This is a genomic window from Caloramator sp. Dgby_cultured_2 (genome assembly GCF_028872215.1).
Taxonomy (GTDB): domain Bacteria; phylum Bacillota; class Clostridia; order Clostridiales; family Caloramatoraceae; genus Caloramator; species Caloramator australicus.
The window spans coordinates 607,030-627,225 of record NZ_CP118396.1 but is presented as its reverse complement, the minus strand read 5'-3'; the positions used below and the strand labels follow the sequence as shown (position 1 = coordinate 627,225).

The following is a 20,196-nucleotide window of genomic DNA, read 5'->3' as shown; positions in this document are numbered from 1 at the left end:
AATGAAAAGGAGAGAAAATATGAAAGAAATAGAAGTAAAAGTTATTGATATCGATGTCAAACAAATAAAAGAGCTACTAATAAACCTTAATGCAAAAAAATTAAAGAAGAATTTCAAGAAAATTATTTTTTGATCTGCCCATCCAAAATGATGGATATATAAGAATAAGAAAAACAAAAAATCTAATTGATAATACTGAAAAAATAATTTTAACTTCCAAATTAATCATTTCAAAGAATTTAACAAGGCAAACAATTGAGAAGGATGTTGTAATTAATTCAGTAGAAGCCGGCATAAACTTTTTAAAAAGCATAGGCATTAATTTTTGAAAAAAGCAACTAAGCACCGTGAAAGCTTTTTATTTAATAACTGCATTATAGATTTTGACACATGGAATAAAGAAGAATTCCCTTTCCGTATATTGAAATTGAGTCGGAGGATGAAAGCTTCATTTTAGAAACAATAAAATTGCTTAAAATAGATCTATCTAATGTCACCTCAAAAACCCTCAATGAAATCAAAAAAGAAAAGGGATTAATTTAGCATCAACATAACTAAAGGAATAGTTAATGTTGATAAAATTGTAGTTAAAAAACGCATCTTGATGCTAAATTGGTATCAGCTTGATATTTTTCCGCAAACAAAGCAGTATTAGCTGCTGCAGGCATAGCCATTATTAAAACAGGAATTCCTAATAAAAAACTTGAATAATTCAAAAGTTTTAATAAAGTTAATGTAATTAAGGGGACAACTATTAGTCGTAAAAATGTAATATAATAAAGCTTTTTATCATTAAAAAGCTTTTTGAATTCAACCTCTGCTAACATAGAACCAATAATTATCATCGATAATGGTGTTGTCGTTGAACCTACCATTTCTAAAGTTTTTTGAATTGCAAATGGTAGTTTAATTGAAAATATAAACAAAATTAGCCCTATTATAACTGAAATCAATCCTGGATTCAAAAAGGCCTTTTTAAAGTTTTGTTTTTCACCTTTGGAATTAAAGAGCATAACTCCTATTGTCCAAATAAATATATTGAAATTGATATTAAATATTGCAGCATAAAATATACCTATCTTCCCAAAAACGCTTTCAACGACTGGATACCCCATAAATCCACAATTAGAAAATATTATGGCAAACCTTAAAACGCTTTTTTCATTTTCATCGTATTTATAAAAAATATATTTGCTTATCAAGACCAATGATAAATGTAAAACTAAAGATATCATATATAATTTTGCTGCATTTAATAGCATTTCCTTTGAAAATTCATAATTAAAGGAGGATACTATCATAAAAGGCAATGTAATATTTAATATAAGCTCCGTAATGCCTTTATTTAAACTCTTTTCTATTATCCCTTTTCTTCTTGCTACATAGCCTACAATCATAATAAAAAATAACACCAAAACCTGATTAAAAATTCTGCTAATATCCATAATGTCCCTCCTAACAACCTTATATCTAAATTATATCAGCTTTAACAGCAAAAAATATCCCCCAATTGGGGATATTTTGCCTACTTTATTTCAAAGCCATTTTTGGTGATAACATACTTTATTTTTTCATCTATCACCTGGTTTTCATCATAAAAGACATTAACTGTTCCACTTTGAAAATCCACATTTACGTCCTCAATACCTCTTATACCTTCAATAATACTTGCAACCTTCTTAGCAGACATCTCATCATGCATAGAAGGAATCCTTAAGTTTAATTCTTTCATCGCTGATCCCTCCTATAATTATTTTGTCCACATTTTTTAAAATATCCTAATTGGATCAAAATTAATTATGTCTGCAGATGCACAAATATATTCTATTCCATCGACAAATCCATTAACACAAATGTGGCGTGCATCATAATGAATATGACCGTAAATGACTTTCTCTACCTTATATTCTTTTAAGACATCTATAAACTCCTGTGCAACACTTATTTTAGTTATTGGAGGATAATGCATAATAACTATTTTATTGTTATAACCTTTTGCACTTTCTAATGACAGCCTTAACCTTATAAGTTCTCTATTGTAAACCTTTTGATTTTTTTCGTCATCTTCATTTATGTTTATCCAGCCACGAGTTCCACATATAGCATAATCTTCGTAAGAATAAAAATTATTTTGTAAAAAAACATATCTTCATATAAAGAATTAAGCTTAGAAATAGAACTCCACCAATAGTCATGATTTCCCTTTAACAAAACCTTTTTACCATTTAAATTATGAATGAATTCTAAGTCTAATAATGCCTCTTCGAATTTCATGGCCCATGATATATCACCAGGAATAAGGACAACATCATCTTCCATAACTTTTGAATTCCAATTATTTAAAATTTTTAAATGGTGATTTTCCCATACTTCCCCAAAAATATCCATTGGCTTATTTGATGAAAAAGATAAATGTAAGTCCGATAATGCGAATAACGCCATATCTTCACATCCCATCTTTATTTTTTATTATTTTTCCGATAACATATAAAGGTGATAAACATGAAAATAATTAACATTAAGAGCCTTAACTATAAAACTTCGATTGAAAAAATTCAAATTGGAAAAACCTTATACGCAAAAATATTAACTAAAGATAACGGCATAGGATATTTGCAGCTACCTAACGGTCAAACTTTACAGGCAATTATACGAAACATATCAAATATAGAATCTAACAAGTTTATAAAATTTTATATTGAAAATATTGAAGATAACGTTCTTTTATTACGACCTTATAATGTTATTGAATCAAATAAAAATGATTATTCAGATATTCTAAACAAGCTTAATATCCCAAAAGAAATAGGCAAAGAAATAATCGAAACTTTAGTTAAATTTAATATTCCTGCAAATGATTTTTATATTTCATTAATTTATCAGTATATTAATTTTTTTAAATCTCTAAAAAAATTAGATAATGATAAAATTCTTTCCCTTATAAAAAAGTTTACCACAGAAAATATAACACATGCAGAGGAAACATACAAGAACATTAGCAATGTTTTGGATAAATTAAGGGAAGTAAATATAAATCATCTATGTTTTCTTATAGAAAATGATTTGGATATTAATATCGACAATGTATTTAATATTCTAGCTTTTATTGATGATATTGATTTAAACGAAGTAATCAATTCATCCGAAGAAAAATCAAAAACAAAACCGTTGATTTTAGTTCTTTTATAAGTAAAATTAATTTGGAAAGCTCAAGCAATTGTTTAGAACAACTAAAAAGTTTAGTTGCTCTAAAAGAATTATTTGAAAAAATATGTTTAAATTATGACATTTACTACTTCAATTTCTATGATAATGATAATGTGTTAAAAAATTTACTAATTCAAAAAAAGATAAATTTAAAAACAACATAGATAATAATGACTCCAAATTTTATTTGAGAATTTCCTCTGAAAAATTTGGGGATATAAATATATTTATAATCAATAATCTTCAAAATCTGTCAATAAAATTTTTTGTTAATAAAGAATATAAAGATATTTTTATAAATAACATTGATGATTTAGTAAATAAACTAAAGATTAAGGGGCATAAAAATACTATTATTAAAATAACTGAAAATAACAAACGAATATCAATAGTTGATTTAAATAATTTTTTTATTGATAATATAGTTGAATTGGATGTGAAGGTATGAAAAAGAAAGCAATAGCTCTAAAATACGAAAAAACATATAAAGCTCCTGAAATTGTTGCTCAAGGTTCTGGCTTTATAGCTGAAAAAATATTAGAATTAGCAAAAAAATCAAATGTCCCAGTAGTTGAAGATGAAAATTTAGCCGATGAATTATCAAAACTACCTTTAAATAAGCCTATCCCAGTTGAATTATATGAGGCTGTTGCTGAAATAATAGCATTTGTTTATAACCTTGAAAAAAGCATACGAAAGGATGATATTATGCAGGAAATATTTTCTGGTCTTGAGGAATTTGGCTTTAATAATCTTAATGAAATAAAACTTTATGATGATGAAAAAAAGATGAAAGTCAAATAAAAAATCCGAAGAAATAAATGAAGAAAATTTCCTTTATGACAAAACCTATTCATGTCCAGTTTGTAATCGTTCCTTTAAAGCAAGAGCTGTAAAAATAGGAAAAATAAGATTAATAGGTAAAGATACGGATTTAATGCCCCTTTATGATAATATAAATCCTCTCTTTTATGATGTAGTAATTTGTCCTTATTGTGGTTATGGTGCAATGATAAGTTATTTCGATAAAATTAGAAGCTATCAGATAGAACTCATTTTAAAAAATATTACCCCAAAATTTAAACCTAAAGCTTATCCTAATATTTATAATGTTGATATTGCTATAGAAAGATATAAATATTCATTACTAAATTGTGCTGTAAAAAATTCAAAAAGCAGCGAAAAGGCATATAATTGTCTTAAATTAGCCTGGATGTATAGATTAAAAAAGATTCTGAAAATGAATTAAGATTTCTTGAATTTGCATTAATTGGTTTTAAGGAAGCCTTTGAAAAGGAAAGTTTTCCAATTTGCAATTTGGATCAGCATACTCTAATGTATTTAATAGGAGAAATTGCAAGAAGACTAGGCAAAAATGATGAGGCATTATTATGGTTTGGAAAAGTTATTGTTTCAAGAAGCGTAAAACCACGCATAAAAGACATGGCAAGGGAGCAAAAGGAACTAATAAAGCAAGGCCAGCTTTAGCTGGCCAAATCTTTTAACAGTTCTATTATCTCCTTTTCAATAAGCTTTACATATTTCCCCTCTCGAAACTTTAGTATATACTGCTTTTTTCATCATCCTTTAAATCTGTAAGTTTTTCTTTAAATTCCTTAGGAAATTCAATATAAAAGCTTCTTGGTTGGAAATCTTTGTCAAATAATAGAATAGTAGGAATTCTTGCCTCTCCCACCATATCCAAAAGCATTTTTTCATTACCATTTCTTTTAAATAAATAAACATTGATTTTTTTATTTATTTCCATTATTCTTTTTAATATAGGCAATGTTACTAAACAGTCGGGGCAATAACCTTCAGAAAAAACAATTAAGTTTACAGTTTCTTGTATTTTTTCAATAAAAGTAATATTATCTTCATCTAAAAAAATGTTATTATAAAAGTTAAATAATACGTTTTTCTGTTCCTCTGTCAAATCGTTTAAATATTCTTCAAAGCTTAATGCTTTAGTTAAATCCATACTACTCCCCTTTCTAGCCTATAACAAAATCATAACACAGAATTGTCCATCTTTCCATAGCCTAGCTGTAATTATTAAGCTTTGAAAGTATTTATTTTACCATTTAAGGAAAAATAAATATGAGATATCCAAAGGAGTGAAAAGAATGGCAAGTTATGATTTTATATCATATACTATCGGCAACGAAATAAATCTTAATGAAATCGCCGGTCACTTCGGTATAAATAAAAATTCAAATGGGAAGAACCTTTAATTCTAAGGGAAAGAAATCTTAAAGGTATATTAGCAAAACCCGATGATAAGCTCGTTTTTATATTTTCTTTTGGTAGCATTGTTTGTGTCAATATGGCCTTTCATGAGACACAAGATGTCATTAATTATCTAAAAAAATAGACAAAAATCTAAGGAATAATCCTCCTTCCATGATTAAAGAGGACTTTAAATTGATCGTTAATCCCAATGCTAAATTCGAAGTTACCTACAACTCTATAATCATCAACAGAATCCAAGACTATCACTTTAATATAATAGCAACTATTTTAGCAAAATCCGTTGCTCTAGAAAAGATAGAAGAAGACATTGATATTCTTCTTGATAAAATTGAAGACATCGTGAATTTCTTAGAAAAGGGGAAATTGAATATAAGCGATGAAAACTTAGCAAAAATGTCAAGTAAAATTTTAAGATTCAAATATAACACTATATCATACATAATGCTACTTGATAAGCCTCAAATCGTATGGGAAAATGAAGATGCAGAAAAATTCTTTACCGAGCTTTCTGAGCTTTTTGAACTAAACGATAGATATGAAAAGATTAAACATAAAACTGAACTTCTACTAGATATAACAGAAATATTTTCAAGCTTAACTCAATCAAAACGAGGTGCAAAGCTTGAATGGATGGTCATAATATTATTTTTGATAGATATACTTTTATCAGTTTTAGAAAAATTACTATTTTAAAAGGGGCAATATTTGCCCCTTTTAAAACCTATATAAATAAATTAGTATCTGATTTTTCCGCTTCTGCTAAGAAGGAAGCTACTCCTCCAATTTCGATTCCATCGATCAATTCTTCCCTTTTTATTCCCATAACATCCATAGACATTGAACAAGCAACAAGTTTTACGCCGTTTTTCTTTGCCTGTTCAATAAGCTCCTCTAAAGATGCAATATTTTTCTTTTGCATAATACCTCTTATTAGTTTTGCTCCAATTCCGCCCATATTCATCTTTGATAAACCAAGTTTCTTGCTACCCTGAGGCATCATCTTTGCAAACATTCTTTCAATGAAGCTTTTATCAACTTTAGGAGCTACATCTTTTCTCAATATATTTAATCCCCAGAAGGTAAAGAACATCGTTACAGGTCTTCCCATAGCTGCTGCACCATTTGCAATAATGAATGAAGCTATAGCCTTATCTAAATCTCCGCTAAAAACTATTATGCTCTTTCCATTTCTCAATTCATTTGAAGAACAGCTTACAGCTTGTGCTTTCCCCTTTCTAATAAAGGCTACATAAGAGCCTTGCGTCCTATCAACCTTAATTAAGGTATTGCCTGTTCTTTCACACCATGCTTTAATATCGTTTGAAAAGGCTGGATCAGTAACATGAACTTCCAGAACTTCTCCTTCCTTTATCTTTTCAATTTCATTTTTAACCTTCATAATTGGGCCAGGGCATTGAAGTCCGCAAGCGTCGACCTTAATAACGTTTTCTTTTAATTCAGTTTTTTTCATCTTCCTCTATTTTTGTCATCTCATCGTTTAACTTTATACCTTCACCATATTTTTTCCTAGATGCTTGATAAATATCATATCCTCCACTTAAATTATAAACATCGTATCCATGTTGTAAAAGGATTCTATATGCTATATACCCTCTTAATCCTACTTTACAATATACAATTATCTTTTTATCCTTTGGCACTTCCTGTAATCTGCCTCTTAATTCGTCTACAGGAATATTTACTGCTCCTTCTATGTGACCTGTTTCATATTCAAGATCTGTTCTAACATCTACAATAAAATATTTATTTTTATCTAATTTATTAATTTCATCCCAATGGACGATTTTCATATCCCCCTTAAGAATATTTGCTGCAGTAAATCCCGCCATATTTACAGGATCCTTTGCTGAAGAATAGGGTGGAGCGTAAGCTAATTCTAATTCTTCTAAATCATAAACGGTTAAACCATGTCTTATTGCTGTAGCTATAACATCTATTCTTTTATCTACTCCGTCCCGTCCAACTACTTGAGCACCTAAAACTTTTCCATCTTCAGGTGAGAATAGCAACTTTATTGTCATTGTAAATGCACCTGGATAATAACCTGCATGGGATCCTGAATGAGTATAGGATTTTAAGTAAGGGATTCCCATTCTCTTTAATGTTTTTTCATTTGCTCCAGTTGAAGCAGCCGTCATATCAAAAACCTTTAAAATCGAAGTTCCTTGTGTTGCTGTATATTTTACATTTCTACCACAAATATTATCAGCTGCTATTCTTCCTTGCTTGTTTGCTGGTCCAGCTAGCGGAACTAATGTCCATACACCAGTTACTAAATCCTTTACTTCTATTGCATCCCCAACGGCATAAATATAAGGGTCGCTTGTTCTTAAATACTCATCAACCTTTATACCGCCTCTTTCTCCAATCTCAAGCCCAGCTTCCTTTGCAAGCTTAGTCTCTGGTCTTACACCTATTGCAAGTATTACCATATCTGCCTCTAGGGCCTTTCCACTTTTTAATGAAACTATTAGTCTTCCTTCACCTTCAAATTTTTCTACTCCATCCGAAGTTATAACCTCAACTCCATGATCATTCATTTCCTTTTCAAGTATCCTTGCCATTTCAATATCAAAAGGTCCTAATATTTGGTCCATGGCTTCAACAAGAGTAACTTCTAAACCTGCGTCTTTTAGATTTTCCGCCATCTCAACACCGATGAAACCTCCACCTATTACAACAGCCTTCTTCGGAGATTTTTCGTTTATATAGGATTTTATCCTATCAACATCAGCCATATTTCTTAATGTAAATATGTTGCTCTTTTCAACTCCTGGGATTGGTGGCACAAAGGGAGCAGCACCAGGTGAAAGAATTAAATAATCATACTTTTCCCTGTATGTTTTTCCCTCAGATACAACTTCAACTTCCTTTGTATCTCTAAATATTCTCGTTACTTCACTTCTTACTCTAATATCAATATTAAATCTTTTTTCCATTCCTTCTTCTGTTTGAACAAGCAAGTTTTGTCTTTCTTTTATAGTGCCTCCTATATAGTATGGCAATCCACAATTTGCAAAGGATATATAGTCTCCTCTCTCAAACATAATTATTTCAATATTTTCATCTAATCTCCTAAGTCTTGCTGCTGCACTAGCGCCTCCTGCTACTCCTCCAACTATTATAACTTTCTTATTCATTTTATCCTCTCCTTGTTAAAAATTTAATTTTTTAACATATAATAATTATATTATAATGATATAATAACCTTATACAATTGTCAATATACCTTACTATGGTAGTGTAATTTATAATAACTAGTTTGATTGAGAAAGCGTCCTTACTTGTGACTTTAGTCATGAGTAAGGACGCTCTAATAATAACATATATTATTTGTGTATCATAACTTATATTAGTTAAAAGTTTGTTTTGTGTAACAACATATGTTACAATAACTATGAGGTGAAAGTATGGAAAAAGCTTTTAAATTTAGGCTTTATCCTAATAAACAACAAATAGAGCTTATAAATAAAACCTTTGGTTGTGTTAGATTTGTATATAACTATTATCTTGCAAAACGAGAAGAAATATATAAAACTCAAGGTATAACATTTAATTATAAGGATTGCTCAGCTGACTTAACTAAACTTAAACAAACTAATACATGGCTAAAAGAAGTAGATAAGTTTGCACTTCAAAATTCGCTCAAAGACTTAGACAAAGCATTTAAGAATTTTTTGAAGGCAGAGCAAATTATCCAAAGTTTAAGTCAAAGAAATGTAAATATCAAAGCTATAGAACAACATTTACAAATAACAACATTGAAATTAAAGGGAACAAAATCAAACTACCCAAATTAGGCTGGGTAAAGTTTGTAAAATCAATGGAAGTAGAGGATAAAATACTAAATGCAACTATAAGTAGAACTCCAACAGGGAAATATTTTGTTTCAATTTGTTGTAGGATAGAAAAAACTACAGAAAAGTCTAAAACTAATAAAGTAATAGGTATAGATTTAGGAGTAAAACACTTTCTGATAGATAGTGAAGGTAACAAAATATCCAATCCTAAATATCTTATAAAGTTAGAAAAAGACTTATTAATTAAGGAACAAAGGAGGCTTTCTAAAAAACAATTAGGTAGCAATAACTTTAAGAAACAAGCTAAGAAAGTAGCCAAAATACATGAGAAGATAAGAAACCAAAGGGAAGATTTTTTACAAAAGCTGTCCTCTAAAATTATAAACGAAAACCAAGTTATAATTTTGGAGGACTTAAAGGTTAAGAATATTTTAAGAAATAACAAACTATCAAAGTCCATATCAGATGTAGCATGGTCAAAATTTGTAAACATGCTTGAATATAAAGCATTATGGTATGGAAGAACAATAGTAAAAATAGATATGTTTTATCCATCAAGTCAAATATGTAATGTATGTGGTTATAAAAATGAAGAAGTAAAAGACTTAAACGTAAGGGAGTGGGAATGTCCAATATGTAGGACAGTTCACGATAGAGATGTAAATGCAAGTAAAAATATATTAAAAGAAGGGAAAAGGATATTAGGTATAGCATAAGTAAAAACAGTAGGGTAGGGACTACCCGAATTAACGCCTGTGGAGATAGTAGGTAAAAGGTCAATGAAGCAGGAATCCCGCGACTTTAGTCGTGGGAGGTTCAAAAACTATTTTAAATTATGTATAATTTTATATATACTTTTTCCAAAGCGAGGTGTTGATATGCTAGACAATATTAAGGCAGTAATATTTGATCTTGATGGCACTTTAATAGATTCTCTATGGGTATGGAAGCAAGTAGATATAGAGTATCTTAAAAAACATGGCATTACTCCACCCCTGACTTACAAAAACATATAGAGGGTTTAAGTTTTATTGATACTGCACTGTATTTTAAAGAAAATTTTGGTATTAAAGATTCTATAGAAGAAATTATGTCAGAATGGCATAAAATGGTATCTGAATACTATTCATCTGTAATTGAAGTTAAAAAGGGCGTCAAGGAATTTTTGGAATATCTTAAATCAAATAATATAAAGATAGGTATTGCCACCAGCAACTCCCATGAACTTGTTGAAAGAGTATTAAAGCGTAACAATATACTTAAATATTTTGAAGTAATCGTTACAACTGAAGAGGTTTCTAATTCAAAAACTGAGCCCCATGTTTTTCTTGAAGTTGCAAAACGTCTAAATGTTCAACCAGATGAGTGCCTTGTTTTTGAGGATACAATTTCTGGCGCTATTGGAGCAAAAAGGCAGGAATGAAGGTAATAGGAGTGTTCGATGAATATGGAAGCTGCACACCTGAAGAATTTGAAGACTATGTTGAACATATTATCCATGATTTTGAATACATAATAAACAATTATTGTAAATAAAGCACGCCCTCAGCGTGCTTTTAAATTCTTACATATTTTTCTAAATACGGATTAATGCAAAATCTTTTCTTTAAATCCTCATATTTTTTCCATGCAAATTCATCCTTATCTTTAAGCTTTAAAGCTCTTATCAAGAGATTTTTAGGGGTTTCAAGGGGGATATGTATTCTACAATTGATACTTTATATCCAGCAGCTTCTAAAAGTAATCCTCTTATTCCATCAGTTAATAAGTCAGAAAATCTTGCCTTTAAAATTCCATGTTTAAAAATTTCCCTAAATCATCGAATTTTATCTGTTCAATCAATTCCCGATGACAGCATGGAACAGCAAAAATTGCCTTTGCATTAAAATTAATAGCAGCTCCAAGTGCCATATCAGTTGCAATATCACAGGCATGAAGGCTTATTACAATATCTATTCTTCGATCTGGGTTATAATTTTTTATATTATCCTTTATAAACATCATATTTTTATATCCTAATTCCTTTGCAATCTTCTTAGAATTTTCAATAACAACCTCAGATGTATCAATGCCAATAAAGAAGCAATTCTTTTTCTTTTTTCTTTGATATAGTAATTTAATACAAAGGTTAAATATGATTTTCCACAGGCACAATCAAGAACATTTATTGTATCATAATCCTGAAATTCATCGATATATGAATCAATTAGTTCCACAAAATGGTCGATTTGATTGTATTTCCTTATCATGTCGTTCTTTAGCTTCCCATCCTTTGTTAAAATACCTATTGCCTTTAATAAATCATCTGCTTCTCCAATTTTTATATAATAGCTTCTTTTTAAGTTTATTCCCGTCCTTTCATGCCCATCATAATCCTCTAATGCCTCTTCATCGATATTTTTAATTTTAACATTTTTATTATCGGCAGATAAAATAGTTGTTTTTCCTCTTTCTAATAATCTTAATTCTAATGAATCATATTTTATTGATTCGTCCGCTATGAAATTTCTTAAGTCATTTAATTTGATATTTAAATTTTGTCCATTATAACAAAGCATATTCTTATCAATATCGTAAACTCCCTTAAATTCTTTTCCTCCGGATTTGAATGTAAAATCTATTCCTTTGATGAAATCCGAGTTTTCCTCAGCTCTAATAATAATTGCCGAGAGCATAAATTTTATTTTTTCACATATTTGTTTGTTCATTAGTATCACTCCCTGCATGTCTTTTTAATTTAAATAACGTTTAATAATTATAGCAAAATTATATGGGGGAATTTCCCCATCTATATTAAACGGCCAAATATTCAACTTCAACATTAAATTCTTTGTCCTTAGGTGCACGTATACCAAGGATAAAGTTAATGCCGTATTTTTCCTCAGCAAATTTAAGAGTTTTAATAAAATGCTCAATTTGCTCAAAATTGTCCTTAAATATGTTGTTTACATTATCGATAAAAATCGTTTCGATATCATAATCCTCTGAAATTATACCAAAGACAAAGCCAATAAAGGAATCGATGGAAGAAATGGGAAATTGAGAAGAATCAACTAGTCTTATATGAGAGTTTAAATCAAACATATGCTCTGAATTGTTGCTGATATAAACAATATGGCCCTTTGAATTTGAAACCATTTCATTTGCCAATGAAATGAGTTTCTTTGTCTTGCCGGCACCCTTTTCGCCGGTGATAACTTGAACCATTTTTATCACCTCATTTATTTTTATTGTTAAAATAATCATACTATATTCAGAAAATTTTTTCAATTTTTATTTTTCCGTAAATTTGACCTTCAAATCTATTATTTGTTTAAATTTTACTTTTATACGTAATTTTTATCAAAAAATAGACCTTAGCAAAAATTGCTAAGGTCATTCACCATTAACAATATGAAATTGAATTCCCGGAAGCAAACTTTTAAGCTCTATTATAATACTATTATTTCGATAATCCAAAGGCGAAGAACCCAACACAATATCAGATACATTATTTGTTCTTGCGAATTCTGCAATAGTCTTTGCAATTAAATTTGATCTTAATACAATCATAGAAGCTCCATATTCCTTTGATATATCAAACAAATATTCTAGCGCATCATCTTGAAAGGGATTGTTTAAAAAATTATCGCCTTCTTTAGCTACGTGTATAACATAAAGTTCGGAATTTTCATTGTTTCTTTTTAACTCAGCACCTTTTTTAATAAGTCTTTCACAGGTTTTTGTTGTGTAACACATACTAAAATATTTTGTATATTATTCACCAATAATTCCCCTTTCTGGGTATATTATTCTATATATATAATATCACATTTTACATTTTAAGGAAAGAACATTAATCCTCTTTTATAATTTCATCCAATTTTATTTTTCCCAAGGTTGATAACTTTAACCCTATTATATCTTTTGGTATGCTACACCAGATTGTGGATGATATAAGAATATCCATGGAGCATCGTCAACTATTATTTTTGAATTTCCTTATATATCTCTAAGCGCTTTTGAGGATTTATCATTTCTCTTGCTTCCTTCATTAATCTTACAACTTCTTTATTATCATATCCTGAAAAATTAGTAACATTATCTATATTAAACAAAGGCTCTAAATAATTATCAGGGTCTCCGGTATCCGCAATCCAGCCGCTAATGAAAATATGACACTTTGCTATTGTTTGAGGTTTTAAATATTCTTCCCTTGGGACTTTATTTATCTCACACTTAAATCCAATCTTTTCGAGTTCTTCTTTTATCATTTCGGCAATCATTTCGTAAGTGCTATTTCCTGTTCCTATTCTTGTTTGAATAATTATTGTTTCTCCTTTTAGGTTCTTACCCACCAACAGTTCTCTAGCTTTGGAAGGATTATAGCTATAGCCCATCAAATAGGAATTATCTATCATACCTGGCGGGATTGGTCCTTTCGATTCTTCCGCCATACCCTTCATCAAGGTATCTATTATTCGTTTTTTATCTATTGCATAATTTATAGCCTTTCTTACTTCTTTATCCGCTATAAGAGTAGATTTTGATCTTAAATTAAAACCTGCATAGGTAGTCGAAAGCATGTTTTGCATAATAATGTTCGATACATTATATTCTTTTAACTTTTCTAAAGTAGCTTTGTCTTCAAAATATATAAAATCGAACTTTTTATTTTTAAAGCCTTCAGCAATATCATTATCTTCAAATGAATATTCAACTATATCTACGTATGGGGCCCCTCCAAAATAATCCTTAAACGCCTTTAATAAACATCTTCCCTCGTCAATATAATCAATATAATATGGGCCACAGCCAACTATTTTCCATTTGCTGAGCTCTTCAGTAGCAATAACAGCGCATGCGGTTTGAGCAAGGTTTAATAAGAATCCAGTATAAGGTGATTTAAGTTTTATTGACAATCTATACTTATCTAAAACCTTTATGCCCCTTACTTCCCTCGACATCCCTTTTTGATACTCATCACTACCTTCTATTAAAGATAAAAACCATGCATTTGGCGAATCTAACTCTGGACTTAAAAGCCTTTCAAAGGATTTCTTTACATCTTCAGCCGTAATTTCCCTTCCATTGTGGAACTTAGCACCTTTTCTTAAGTTGAAAACCCACGTTTTATTATCTTCCTCAACGTTCCAACTCTTTGCTATTCCAGGGAATACCTCAGTTGAATTACCTTGTATTAATAATCCCGCATGAACATTTGAAAGAATCCTTGCTGTTGCAGAATCAAAGGACATAGCAGGATCCAAATTATCAGGCTTTGCATGTAAATTAGTTTTTAAAATTACATCATTATAAAAGCTATCATTAACTCTTTTAACTAAAGAGTTACTAATTAATTTTAAATCCTTAGATGTTTCATAAAGTGCATCTATGGAATTTTTTGTATAACCTGCATTTAAAAGGGCATATTCTGTTTTTTTCATGAGGTTTTGTGAGTTTTCGTTTAATATATTTGTCGCTTCAATGACTTTTTCGAAACTTTCAACCTGCTTTGATATACCTTGATTTATTTCATCAGCAGCGGTAACTGTAGTTTTAACAGCTTCAATTATTTTATCGAATACCGACTTAGTATCATCAGCAATGCTAACCCCAAGATCAACCATTTCTTTACTTTTTATCATAGCATCTTTCGTTTTGTTGATAGTTTCATTTATTTCTCTTATTGTTTGGGATATCTTTTCTGCAGATTCACTACTTCTTTGTGCTAATTTTTTAACTTCAGACGCTACTACAGCAAATCCCCTACCTACTTCGCCAGCCCTTGCAGCTTCTATTGATGCATTAAGGGATAATAAATTCGTTTGTTCTGATATTTCTTTTATAATGTCAAGCATTTCATTTATTTTTACAGCTTTTTGACTTAATACATTAACTATACTTACTATCTCTTCCACTGAACTTTCTATTCCTCTTATTGCATTAACTGATTTGTCAACAGCTAATGAACCTTCCTTGGCTACGTCTAATGTTTCAAAGGCAGTTTCCTTAGACTGAGATGTGTTGGCAAAAACCTGCTGCGCAACTGCAGAATAACTATTTATCTCATCCAAGACATTGTTTAATGCTTCAAGATTATGTTCTACATTGCCATATATACCATTTATTGTATCTATAAGATTTTGAGTTGCAAATTCCATCTCTTCTATTCTATTTATCATTCTTTCCACTAATTTATCTTCATTTTTAAGTCCACGTTTTACATTTTCATCAAATAACTGCTTTTCTACTTTTTCATCTAATGTAACAGATATTTCATCCTTCTTGTTTTTTCGAAAAATGTTTATCATCTTCTCACCCTTTTCGTCAAAATTTCAGCAAATATTCAGCAAATATACTACAATAAGATTATATTATATCTATAAGAAATATTCAATTTTTGCACAAAATCGATGCAATATTTATTGCAAAAGATGCCGATGTATTATAACATAATTTATAATCAAGCATGTTGTCTACAAATAAGGCCATCAATTCATATAATAATATAAAAGATATAAAGGGTGACTAAAGTGGATTTTCAAAAACTTTTATCTCTAATTTCAAAGGAAGAAGGATTAAAATTAGATTTTAAAGAAAAATTAAATATCGATACCGAATCGGGCAAAAAGAACTTGCAAAGGACATATGTGCAATTGCCAACTCAAAGGGTGGTCGAGGATATTTAATATTTGGTATAGAAGATAAAAGCAAAAAATTATTGGTATTAACAAAGATTTATTTAGTGAAGAAAAAATACAACAAATAGTTTCTACGCGAATAGAGCCACCAGTTCCTGTATCAGTAGATAAAATAGATATCGCTGGAAAAACAATAGGTATCATAACTATCTACAATACAGAGCAAAAGCCATTTCAATTAAGGGAAACAGGGGCATTTTATATAAGAAGAGGCTCAACTACTGACTATATGAGAAAGGAAGAAATAGCCTCTATTTTGCATGATACAGGTCTCTTCCACATAGAACAAATTCCTATAATTAAAGCTAATTTAAAGGATATTGATCTTAACAAAGTCGATGACTTTTTTAAAATGGCTGGTATAAATCATCCTGTTGATAATCATCTTCTTATATCTGCTGGTTTTGCCATTAAAGAAAAAGATAATAATGAAATTCATCCTTCCCTTGGTGCTATGCTTCTCTTTGGTAAACATCCAGATATCTTCTTGCCACATGCCATTATACTTATTCATAACTATATAAATAATGAATTTCCTAAACTTCATATTTCAAAAGGAACGATAATCGACATGCTTGATGACGCAATCCAGTTTATAAATAAAGTTATACCTTATAATTCACTGGTAAAATCTGCTATCCAAGAACATATTGGTAAAGCAATTATTTACAGAGACTATTTTTGTATCAACAGGTTCATTGAAGTTTATATTAAGAATAACAAAATCGAAATAGTCAATCCCGGCGCTGCTTTAAAAGCAAACAATGATAAATATGTAAAACGCAATTTATGGTTATATTCTAAAATTATTACTCTTGATAAAGATAAGAAATTTTTTAATAAAGAATATAACAAACAAGAGTTTGAAAAACACTATTCTAAAATCAAATATTATAATATCCCCTCTGAAAACTTATATAAAGTAATAATTCCATTAGAAGATAAAATTTAAAACTGGATTGCTTATAAAAGCAACCCAGCAATTGCAGCATTTAAAAGTCCTACTAATGTTCCACCTATAAGAGCTTTAATCCCTAATTTAGCTATATCAGAACGTCTATCTGGTGCAAGCCCTCCAATACCGCCAATTTGTATAGCTATTGAACTAATATTGGCAAAACCACAAAGGGCATAAGTTAAGAGAGTTATTGTTCTTTGTTGTAAAATTCCACCCTTAATTAAGTTTGATAAATTAGCAAAGGCAAAAAATTCATTGATAACTATTTTTTGTCCTAATAGACTACCTGCATTAATAACATCTTTAAGCGGAACTCCAATTATAAATGTTACTGGAGCAAATAGTCTTCCTAAAATCCATTCAAGGCTAAAATCACGAATGCCTACTAAATAGCCAACTTTTGCAATGAGATAATTTATCAAATATATAAGTGCTATAAAGGCTATTAGCATCGCCCCTACGTTGAGACTCAGTTGTAACCCTTCCGATGCACCACGTGCTGCAGCATCAATTACATTTGCATCCACTTTTTCAAATTCAATATTTACTTTGCCTTTGGTTTTAGGTTCTTCAGTTTCAGGAAGCATTATTTTTGATATCATTAAACTTGCTGGTGCTGCCATTAAACTTGCAGCTATCAAATGGCCAGCATCAATCCCCATTGCTATATATCCAGCCATAACACTTCCAGCAACAGTTGCCATACCGCCAACCATAATAGTTAATAATTCTGATCTTGTCATATCATTTACATAAGGTTTTATCAAAAGTGGAGCTTCTGTTTGACCTAAAAATATATTAGCTGTATTTGACAGAGATTCAGCCCCTGAAGTTCCAAGAATTTTTAACATAATTTTAGCTAGAAAAGATACTACAGCCTGCATAATTCCTAAATAATATAAAATACTCATAAGTGCGGAGAAAAATATAATAGTAGGCAATATTTGAAGTGCAAATATAACTCCAAACTTATTTGAATCGATTAAATCCCCAAACAAAAATGTAGTTCCAAACTTTGTAAAATCCAAAAGTTTTGTAACTCCCCTACTTATTATATTAAAAATTCTTTGTCCAACAGACCACTTAAGAACTATAAGAGCAAAAATAAACTGGATAGTTATTCCCTTTGCAACTAAAACCCAATTGACTTTTTCTTGTTCTCAGATAATAAAAATGCGATTCCTAGAATAACTGCTATTCCCAATAAGCTAATCAGTTTCTCCATAATAATCTCCTTTCATTTCTTATTATTGCAACAAAATTAAATTTAATACAAAATGTCAAACAATGCAATATAAATGAAAATAGTTCTAAATTTAAAATAGTTTTAAATTGTATATTAATTAAAAACAATTAAACAAAACAAAAAGCCATAATTTTAGACCTTTAGCAAGTCTAAAATATGGCTTTTAACTTACTTTAAAATTATTCAATGCCTAATTTTTGTAAATCTCATTTATTTGCATCTCATGATGGGAGGCTATTAAATTTAATTTATCCTCCATGTAATCATAATCATCTTTAAATTCAAATTTTATAAGCCAAGTTGGATTATACTCTTCAACCTCTTCAATCTCAAATCCAAAATTTTCAAATAATTCCATATCGTATAAATCAAATATTTCGTTATATTGTTCATCTGTTACATCCCTATCAGTTGATAAGTAGATATAACAAATATCATTTTCTACATAAGCCTTAGTAATGAATTGTAATCCCGTCTCAACTTCATAACTTCCAAGTTCTTCAGCCAAAATATTATTTTCCCTTTTATAAAGGACTAGTGCCCTTCCTTCCATAGGATCACTCCTTAAAATTTTAATCTTTCTAGAATGTAGTTCTTAACTTCATTTATTGGAATTCTAACCTGCTGCATTGTATCTCTATCTCTTATTGTAACCATATTATCACTAACTGAATCAAAGTCGTATGTTATACAGAAGGGTGTTCCTATCTCATCTTGTCTTCTGTAACGCTTGCCTATGCTACCTGTTTCATCATAATCAACCATAAATTCCTTTGACAAATCTTCATAAACCTTTCTTGCACCATCAGCTAATTTTTTAGAAAGTGGAAGAACAGCAGCTTTAAATGGCGCAAGAGCTGGATGGAATCTTAAAACTGCTCTTACATCGCCATCTTCCAATGTTTCTTCATCATAAGCATCAATTAAGAAGGCAAGCAGAACCCTATCAGCTCCAACTGATGGTTCAATACAATATGGAACAATTTTCTCATTAGTTTCAGGATCAAAGTAAACCAAATCTTCACCTGAATGTTCTATGTGCTGCTTTAAGTCAAAATCAGTTCTGTCTGCAATGCCCCAAAGTTCTCCCCAGCCGAATGGGAATTTGTATTCTATATCAGTAGTAGCATTGCTGTAATGGGAAAGCTCTTCCTTCTCATGATCTCTTAATCTTATATTTTCTTCCTTAATTCCAAGGCTTAAAAGCCAATTTTTACAGAAGTTTTTCCAGTAATTAAACCATTCTAAATCCTCACCGGGCTTGCAGAAAAATTCAAGCTCCATTTGTTCAAATTCCCTTGTTCTAAATATAAAATTACCCGGTGTTATTTCATTTCTAAAGGATTTACCGATTTGGCCTATACCAAACGGAAGCTTTTTTCTTGTAGTTCTTAATACGTTTTTAAAATTAACAAATATTCCCTGTGCAGTTTCAGGTCTTAAATAAACTAAAGCCTTTGAGTCTTCAGTTACTCCTTGATATGTTTTAAACATTAAATTAAACTGCCTTATATCTGTCCAATTGAAAGCCCCGCAATCTGGACACTTTATCTCATGTTCCCTTATGTAATCCATCATCTTTTCATTACTCCATCCGCTAACATGGGGTTCTAAGCCGTTATTTGTCATATAATCCTCTATAAGTTTATCTGCCCTAAATCTTGATTTACAGCTTTTACAATCCATTAAAGGATCGCTAAATCCTCCAACATGTCCTGATGCTACCCAAACCTGTGGATTCATTAAAATAGCACAGTCAACACCAACATTATATGGGGATTCTTGAATAAACTTTTTCCACCATGCTTTTTAATATTATTTTTAAGCTCAACTCCTAAAGGACCATAATCCCAAGTATTCGCAAGACCGCCATAGATCTCTGAACCAGGAAATATAAATCCTCTGCTCTTACATAGTGCAACTATTTTATCCATAGTTTTCTCTACTGCCATATTATGACCTCCTTTTAATAAATTCGCAATATAAAAAGCCCTTCATCCCGTAAGGGACGAAAGGCTTAGCTTCCGC

General features: G+C 30.1%; 17 protein-coding genes and 7 pseudogenes. 11 read left to right on the top strand and 13 right to left on the bottom strand.

All coding sequences use genetic code 11. The features are described 5' to 3' along the window. Positions 1-587 precede the first annotated feature (587 nt). The 3 genes and pseudogenes from PWK10_RS04150 to PWK10_RS04140 form a co-directional block, all read right to left on the bottom strand. Positions 588-1,445: an AEC family transporter gene (locus PWK10_RS04150; protein WP_274767464.1), complete on the bottom strand. Its 858-nt coding sequence runs from the start codon at positions 1,443-1,445 to the stop codon at positions 588-590. A gap of 80 nt (positions 1,446-1,525) precedes the next feature. Then, positions 1,526-1,732, bottom strand: a complete 207-nt coding sequence (locus tag PWK10_RS04145) for a heavy-metal-associated domain-containing protein (protein WP_008908348.1) — start codon at positions 1,730-1,732, stop codon at positions 1,526-1,528. 36 nt (positions 1,733-1,768) lie between these two features. Beyond that, positions 1,769-2,442 (bottom strand): annotated as a pseudogene (locus PWK10_RS04140) (metallophosphoesterase). Positions 2,443-2,502: 60 nt separating this feature from the next. Between PWK10_RS04140 and PWK10_RS04135 the strand changes: the two are divergent. The 4 genes and pseudogenes from PWK10_RS04135 (at position 2,503) to PWK10_RS19425 (ending at position 4,695) form a co-directional block, all read left to right on the top strand. Next, a complete protein-coding gene (locus PWK10_RS04135; protein WP_274767463.1) occupies positions 2,503-3,189 on the top strand; it encodes a hypothetical protein in 687 nt (228 codons plus the stop codon). Positions 3,190-3,394: 205 nt separating this feature from the next. Beyond that, a complete protein-coding gene (locus PWK10_RS04130; protein ID WP_274767462.1) occupies positions 3,395-3,655 on the top strand; it encodes a hypothetical protein in 261 nt (86 codons plus the stop codon). Then, the gene (locus PWK10_RS04125; protein WP_342455617.1) at positions 3,652-4,011 is read left to right on the top strand and encodes an EscU/YscU/HrcU family type III secretion system export apparatus switch protein; all 360 of its coding nucleotides are present in this window, start codon (positions 3,652-3,654) and stop codon (positions 4,009-4,011) included. The genes PWK10_RS04130 and PWK10_RS04125 overlap by 4 nt, the downstream gene beginning before the upstream one ends. Before the next feature lie 13 nt (positions 4,012-4,024). Continuing rightward, positions 4,025-4,695: pseudogene (locus PWK10_RS19425) on the top strand (DUF2225 domain-containing protein). Positions 4,696-4,765: 70 nt separating this feature from the next. On the opposite strand, the gene PWK10_RS04110 reads toward PWK10_RS19425, so the two are convergent. Then, positions 4,766-5,188 (bottom strand): thioredoxin family protein, encoded by a 423-nt coding sequence (locus tag PWK10_RS04110; RefSeq protein WP_274767461.1) that lies wholly within the window; start codon positions 5,186-5,188, stop codon positions 4,766-4,768. Between the two features lie 422 nt (positions 5,189-5,610). Between PWK10_RS04110 and PWK10_RS04105 the strand changes: the two genes are divergently transcribed. Continuing rightward, on the top strand, positions 5,611-6,153 hold the full coding sequence (locus PWK10_RS04105; protein WP_446715291.1) for an RMD1 family protein: 543 nt from the start codon (positions 5,611-5,613) through the stop codon (positions 6,151-6,153). A 28-nt stretch (positions 6,154-6,181) separates the two neighbouring features. Here PWK10_RS04105 and PWK10_RS04100 read toward each other — a convergent pair. Further along, positions 6,182-8,621: pseudogene (locus PWK10_RS04100) on the bottom strand (FAD-dependent oxidoreductase). A 270-nt stretch (positions 8,622-8,891) separates the two neighbouring features. On the opposite strand from PWK10_RS04100, the pseudogene tnpB reads away from it, so the two are divergent. From tnpB to PWK10_RS04085, 3 genes and pseudogenes are all read left to right on the top strand, one after another. Beyond that, positions 8,892-9,997 (top strand): annotated as a pseudogene (tnpB, locus tag PWK10_RS04095) (IS200/IS605 family element RNA-guided endonuclease TnpB). Between the two features lie 162 nt (positions 9,998-10,159). Continuing rightward, positions 10,160-10,297, top strand: coding sequence for a hypothetical protein (locus tag PWK10_RS04090; RefSeq protein WP_274767459.1), 138 nt, complete (start codon positions 10,160-10,162; stop codon positions 10,295-10,297). Then, positions 10,294-10,704 (top strand): HAD family hydrolase, encoded by a 411-nt coding sequence (locus PWK10_RS04085; protein ID WP_342455691.1) that lies wholly within the window; start codon positions 10,294-10,296, stop codon positions 10,702-10,704. Before PWK10_RS04090 ends, PWK10_RS04085 begins: the two co-directional genes overlap by 4 nt. Positions 10,705-11,066: 362 nt before the next feature. On the opposite strand, the gene PWK10_RS04080 is transcribed toward PWK10_RS04085, so the two are convergent. The 5 genes from PWK10_RS04080 to PWK10_RS04060 form a co-directional block, all read right to left on the bottom strand. Beyond that, complete coding sequence (locus PWK10_RS04080; protein ID WP_274768106.1) at positions 11,067-11,351, bottom strand: methyltransferase; 285 nt, start codon at positions 11,349-11,351, stop codon at positions 11,067-11,069. Then, positions 11,297-11,989 (bottom strand): methyltransferase, encoded by a 693-nt coding sequence (locus PWK10_RS04075; RefSeq protein WP_274767458.1) that lies wholly within the window; start codon positions 11,987-11,989, stop codon positions 11,297-11,299. The genes PWK10_RS04080 and PWK10_RS04075 overlap by 55 nt, the downstream gene beginning before the upstream one ends. An 85-nt stretch (positions 11,990-12,074) precedes the next feature. After that, the gene (locus PWK10_RS04070; protein ID WP_274767457.1) at positions 12,075-12,488 is read right to left on the bottom strand and encodes a twitching motility protein PilT; all 414 of its coding nucleotides are present in this window, start codon (positions 12,486-12,488) and stop codon (positions 12,075-12,077) included. A 168-nt stretch (positions 12,489-12,656) separates the two neighbouring features. Then, on the bottom strand, positions 12,657-13,019 hold the full coding sequence (locus PWK10_RS04065; protein WP_274767456.1) for a universal stress protein UspA: 363 nt from the start codon (positions 13,017-13,019) through the stop codon (positions 12,657-12,659). Between the two features lie 227 nt (positions 13,020-13,246). Continuing rightward, entirely contained in the window at positions 13,247-15,574 is a 2,328-nt protein-coding gene (locus PWK10_RS04060; protein WP_274767455.1) for an ABC transporter substrate-binding protein, read from the bottom strand. 222 nt (positions 15,575-15,796) lie between these two features. Here PWK10_RS04060 and PWK10_RS04055 point away from each other — a divergent pair, with 222 nt between their 5' ends. The 3 genes and pseudogenes from PWK10_RS04055 to PWK10_RS04050 all read left to right on the top strand — a co-directional run bounded on the left by PWK10_RS04055 (position 15,797) and on the right by PWK10_RS04050 (position 16,916). After that, on the top strand, positions 15,797-15,952 hold the full coding sequence (locus PWK10_RS04055) for a hypothetical protein (RefSeq protein WP_274767454.1): 156 nt from the start codon (positions 15,797-15,799) through the stop codon (positions 15,950-15,952). Beyond that, positions 15,883-16,133: pseudogene (locus tag PWK10_RS19420) on the top strand (AlbA family DNA-binding domain-containing protein); the annotation flags it as partial. The gene PWK10_RS04055 and the pseudogene PWK10_RS19420, both read left to right, overlap by 70 nt. Before the next feature lie 60 nt (positions 16,134-16,193). Next, positions 16,194-16,916 carry a hypothetical protein gene (locus tag PWK10_RS04050; RefSeq protein WP_274767453.1) on the top strand — a complete coding sequence of 241 codons (723 nt, stop codon included), beginning with the start codon at positions 16,194-16,196 and terminating at the stop codon, positions 16,914-16,916. 11 nt (positions 16,917-16,927) lie between these two features. Here the strand turns inward: PWK10_RS04050 and PWK10_RS04045 are convergent. From PWK10_RS04045 to PWK10_RS04035, 3 genes and pseudogenes are all read right to left on the bottom strand, one after another. Beyond that, positions 16,928-18,147: pseudogene (locus PWK10_RS04045) on the bottom strand (NupC/NupG family nucleoside CNT transporter). Between the two features lie 211 nt (positions 18,148-18,358). After that, on the bottom strand, positions 18,359-18,721 hold the full coding sequence (locus PWK10_RS04040) for a DUF6762 family protein (protein WP_274767452.1): 363 nt from the start codon (positions 18,719-18,721) through the stop codon (positions 18,359-18,361). 11 nt (positions 18,722-18,732) lie between these two features. After that, positions 18,733-20,120, bottom strand: a pseudogene (locus PWK10_RS04035) (glycine--tRNA ligase). Positions 20,121-20,196: the final 76 nt, after the last annotated feature.

Coding starts and splice junctions, on each gene's coding strand:
- PWK10_RS04150 (WP_274767464.1), bottom strand. CDS start 1,445: ATGGATATTAGCAGAATTTTTAATCAGGTTTTGGTGTTATTTTTTATT.
- PWK10_RS04145 (WP_008908348.1), bottom strand. CDS start 1,732: ATGAAAGAATTAAACTTAAGGATTCCTTCTATGCATGATGAGATGTCT.
- PWK10_RS04135 (WP_274767463.1), top strand. CDS start 2,503: ATGAAAATAATTAACATTAAGAGCCTTAACTATAAAACTTCGATTGAA.
- PWK10_RS04125 (WP_342455617.1), top strand. CDS start 3,652: ATGAAAAAGAAAGCAATAGCTCTAAAATACGAAAAAACATATAAAGCT.
- PWK10_RS04110 (WP_274767461.1), bottom strand. CDS start 5,188: ATGGATTTAACTAAAGCATTAAGCTTTGAAGAATATTTAAACGATTTG.
- PWK10_RS04105 (WP_446715291.1), top strand. CDS start 5,611: ATGATTAAAGAGGACTTTAAATTGATCGTTAATCCCAATGCTAAATTC.
- PWK10_RS04090 (WP_274767459.1), top strand. CDS start 10,160: ATGCTAGACAATATTAAGGCAGTAATATTTGATCTTGATGGCACTTTA.
- PWK10_RS04075 (WP_274767458.1), bottom strand. CDS start 11,989: ATGAACAAACAAATATGTGAAAAAATAAAATTTATGCTCTCGGCAATT.
- PWK10_RS04070 (WP_274767457.1), bottom strand. CDS start 12,488: ATGGTTCAAGTTATCACCGGCGAAAAGGGTGCCGGCAAGACAAAGAAA.
- PWK10_RS04065 (WP_274767456.1), bottom strand. CDS start 13,019: ATGTGTTACACAACAAAAACCTGTGAAAGACTTATTAAAAAAGGTGCT.
- PWK10_RS04060 (WP_274767455.1), bottom strand. CDS start 15,574: ATGATAAACATTTTTCGAAAAAACAAGAAGGATGAAATATCTGTTACA.
- PWK10_RS04050 (WP_274767453.1), top strand. CDS start 16,194: ATGAGAAAGGAAGAAATAGCCTCTATTTTGCATGATACAGGTCTCTTC.
- PWK10_RS04040 (WP_274767452.1), bottom strand. CDS start 18,721: ATGGAAGGAAGGGCACTAGTCCTTTATAAAAGGGAAAATAATATTTTG.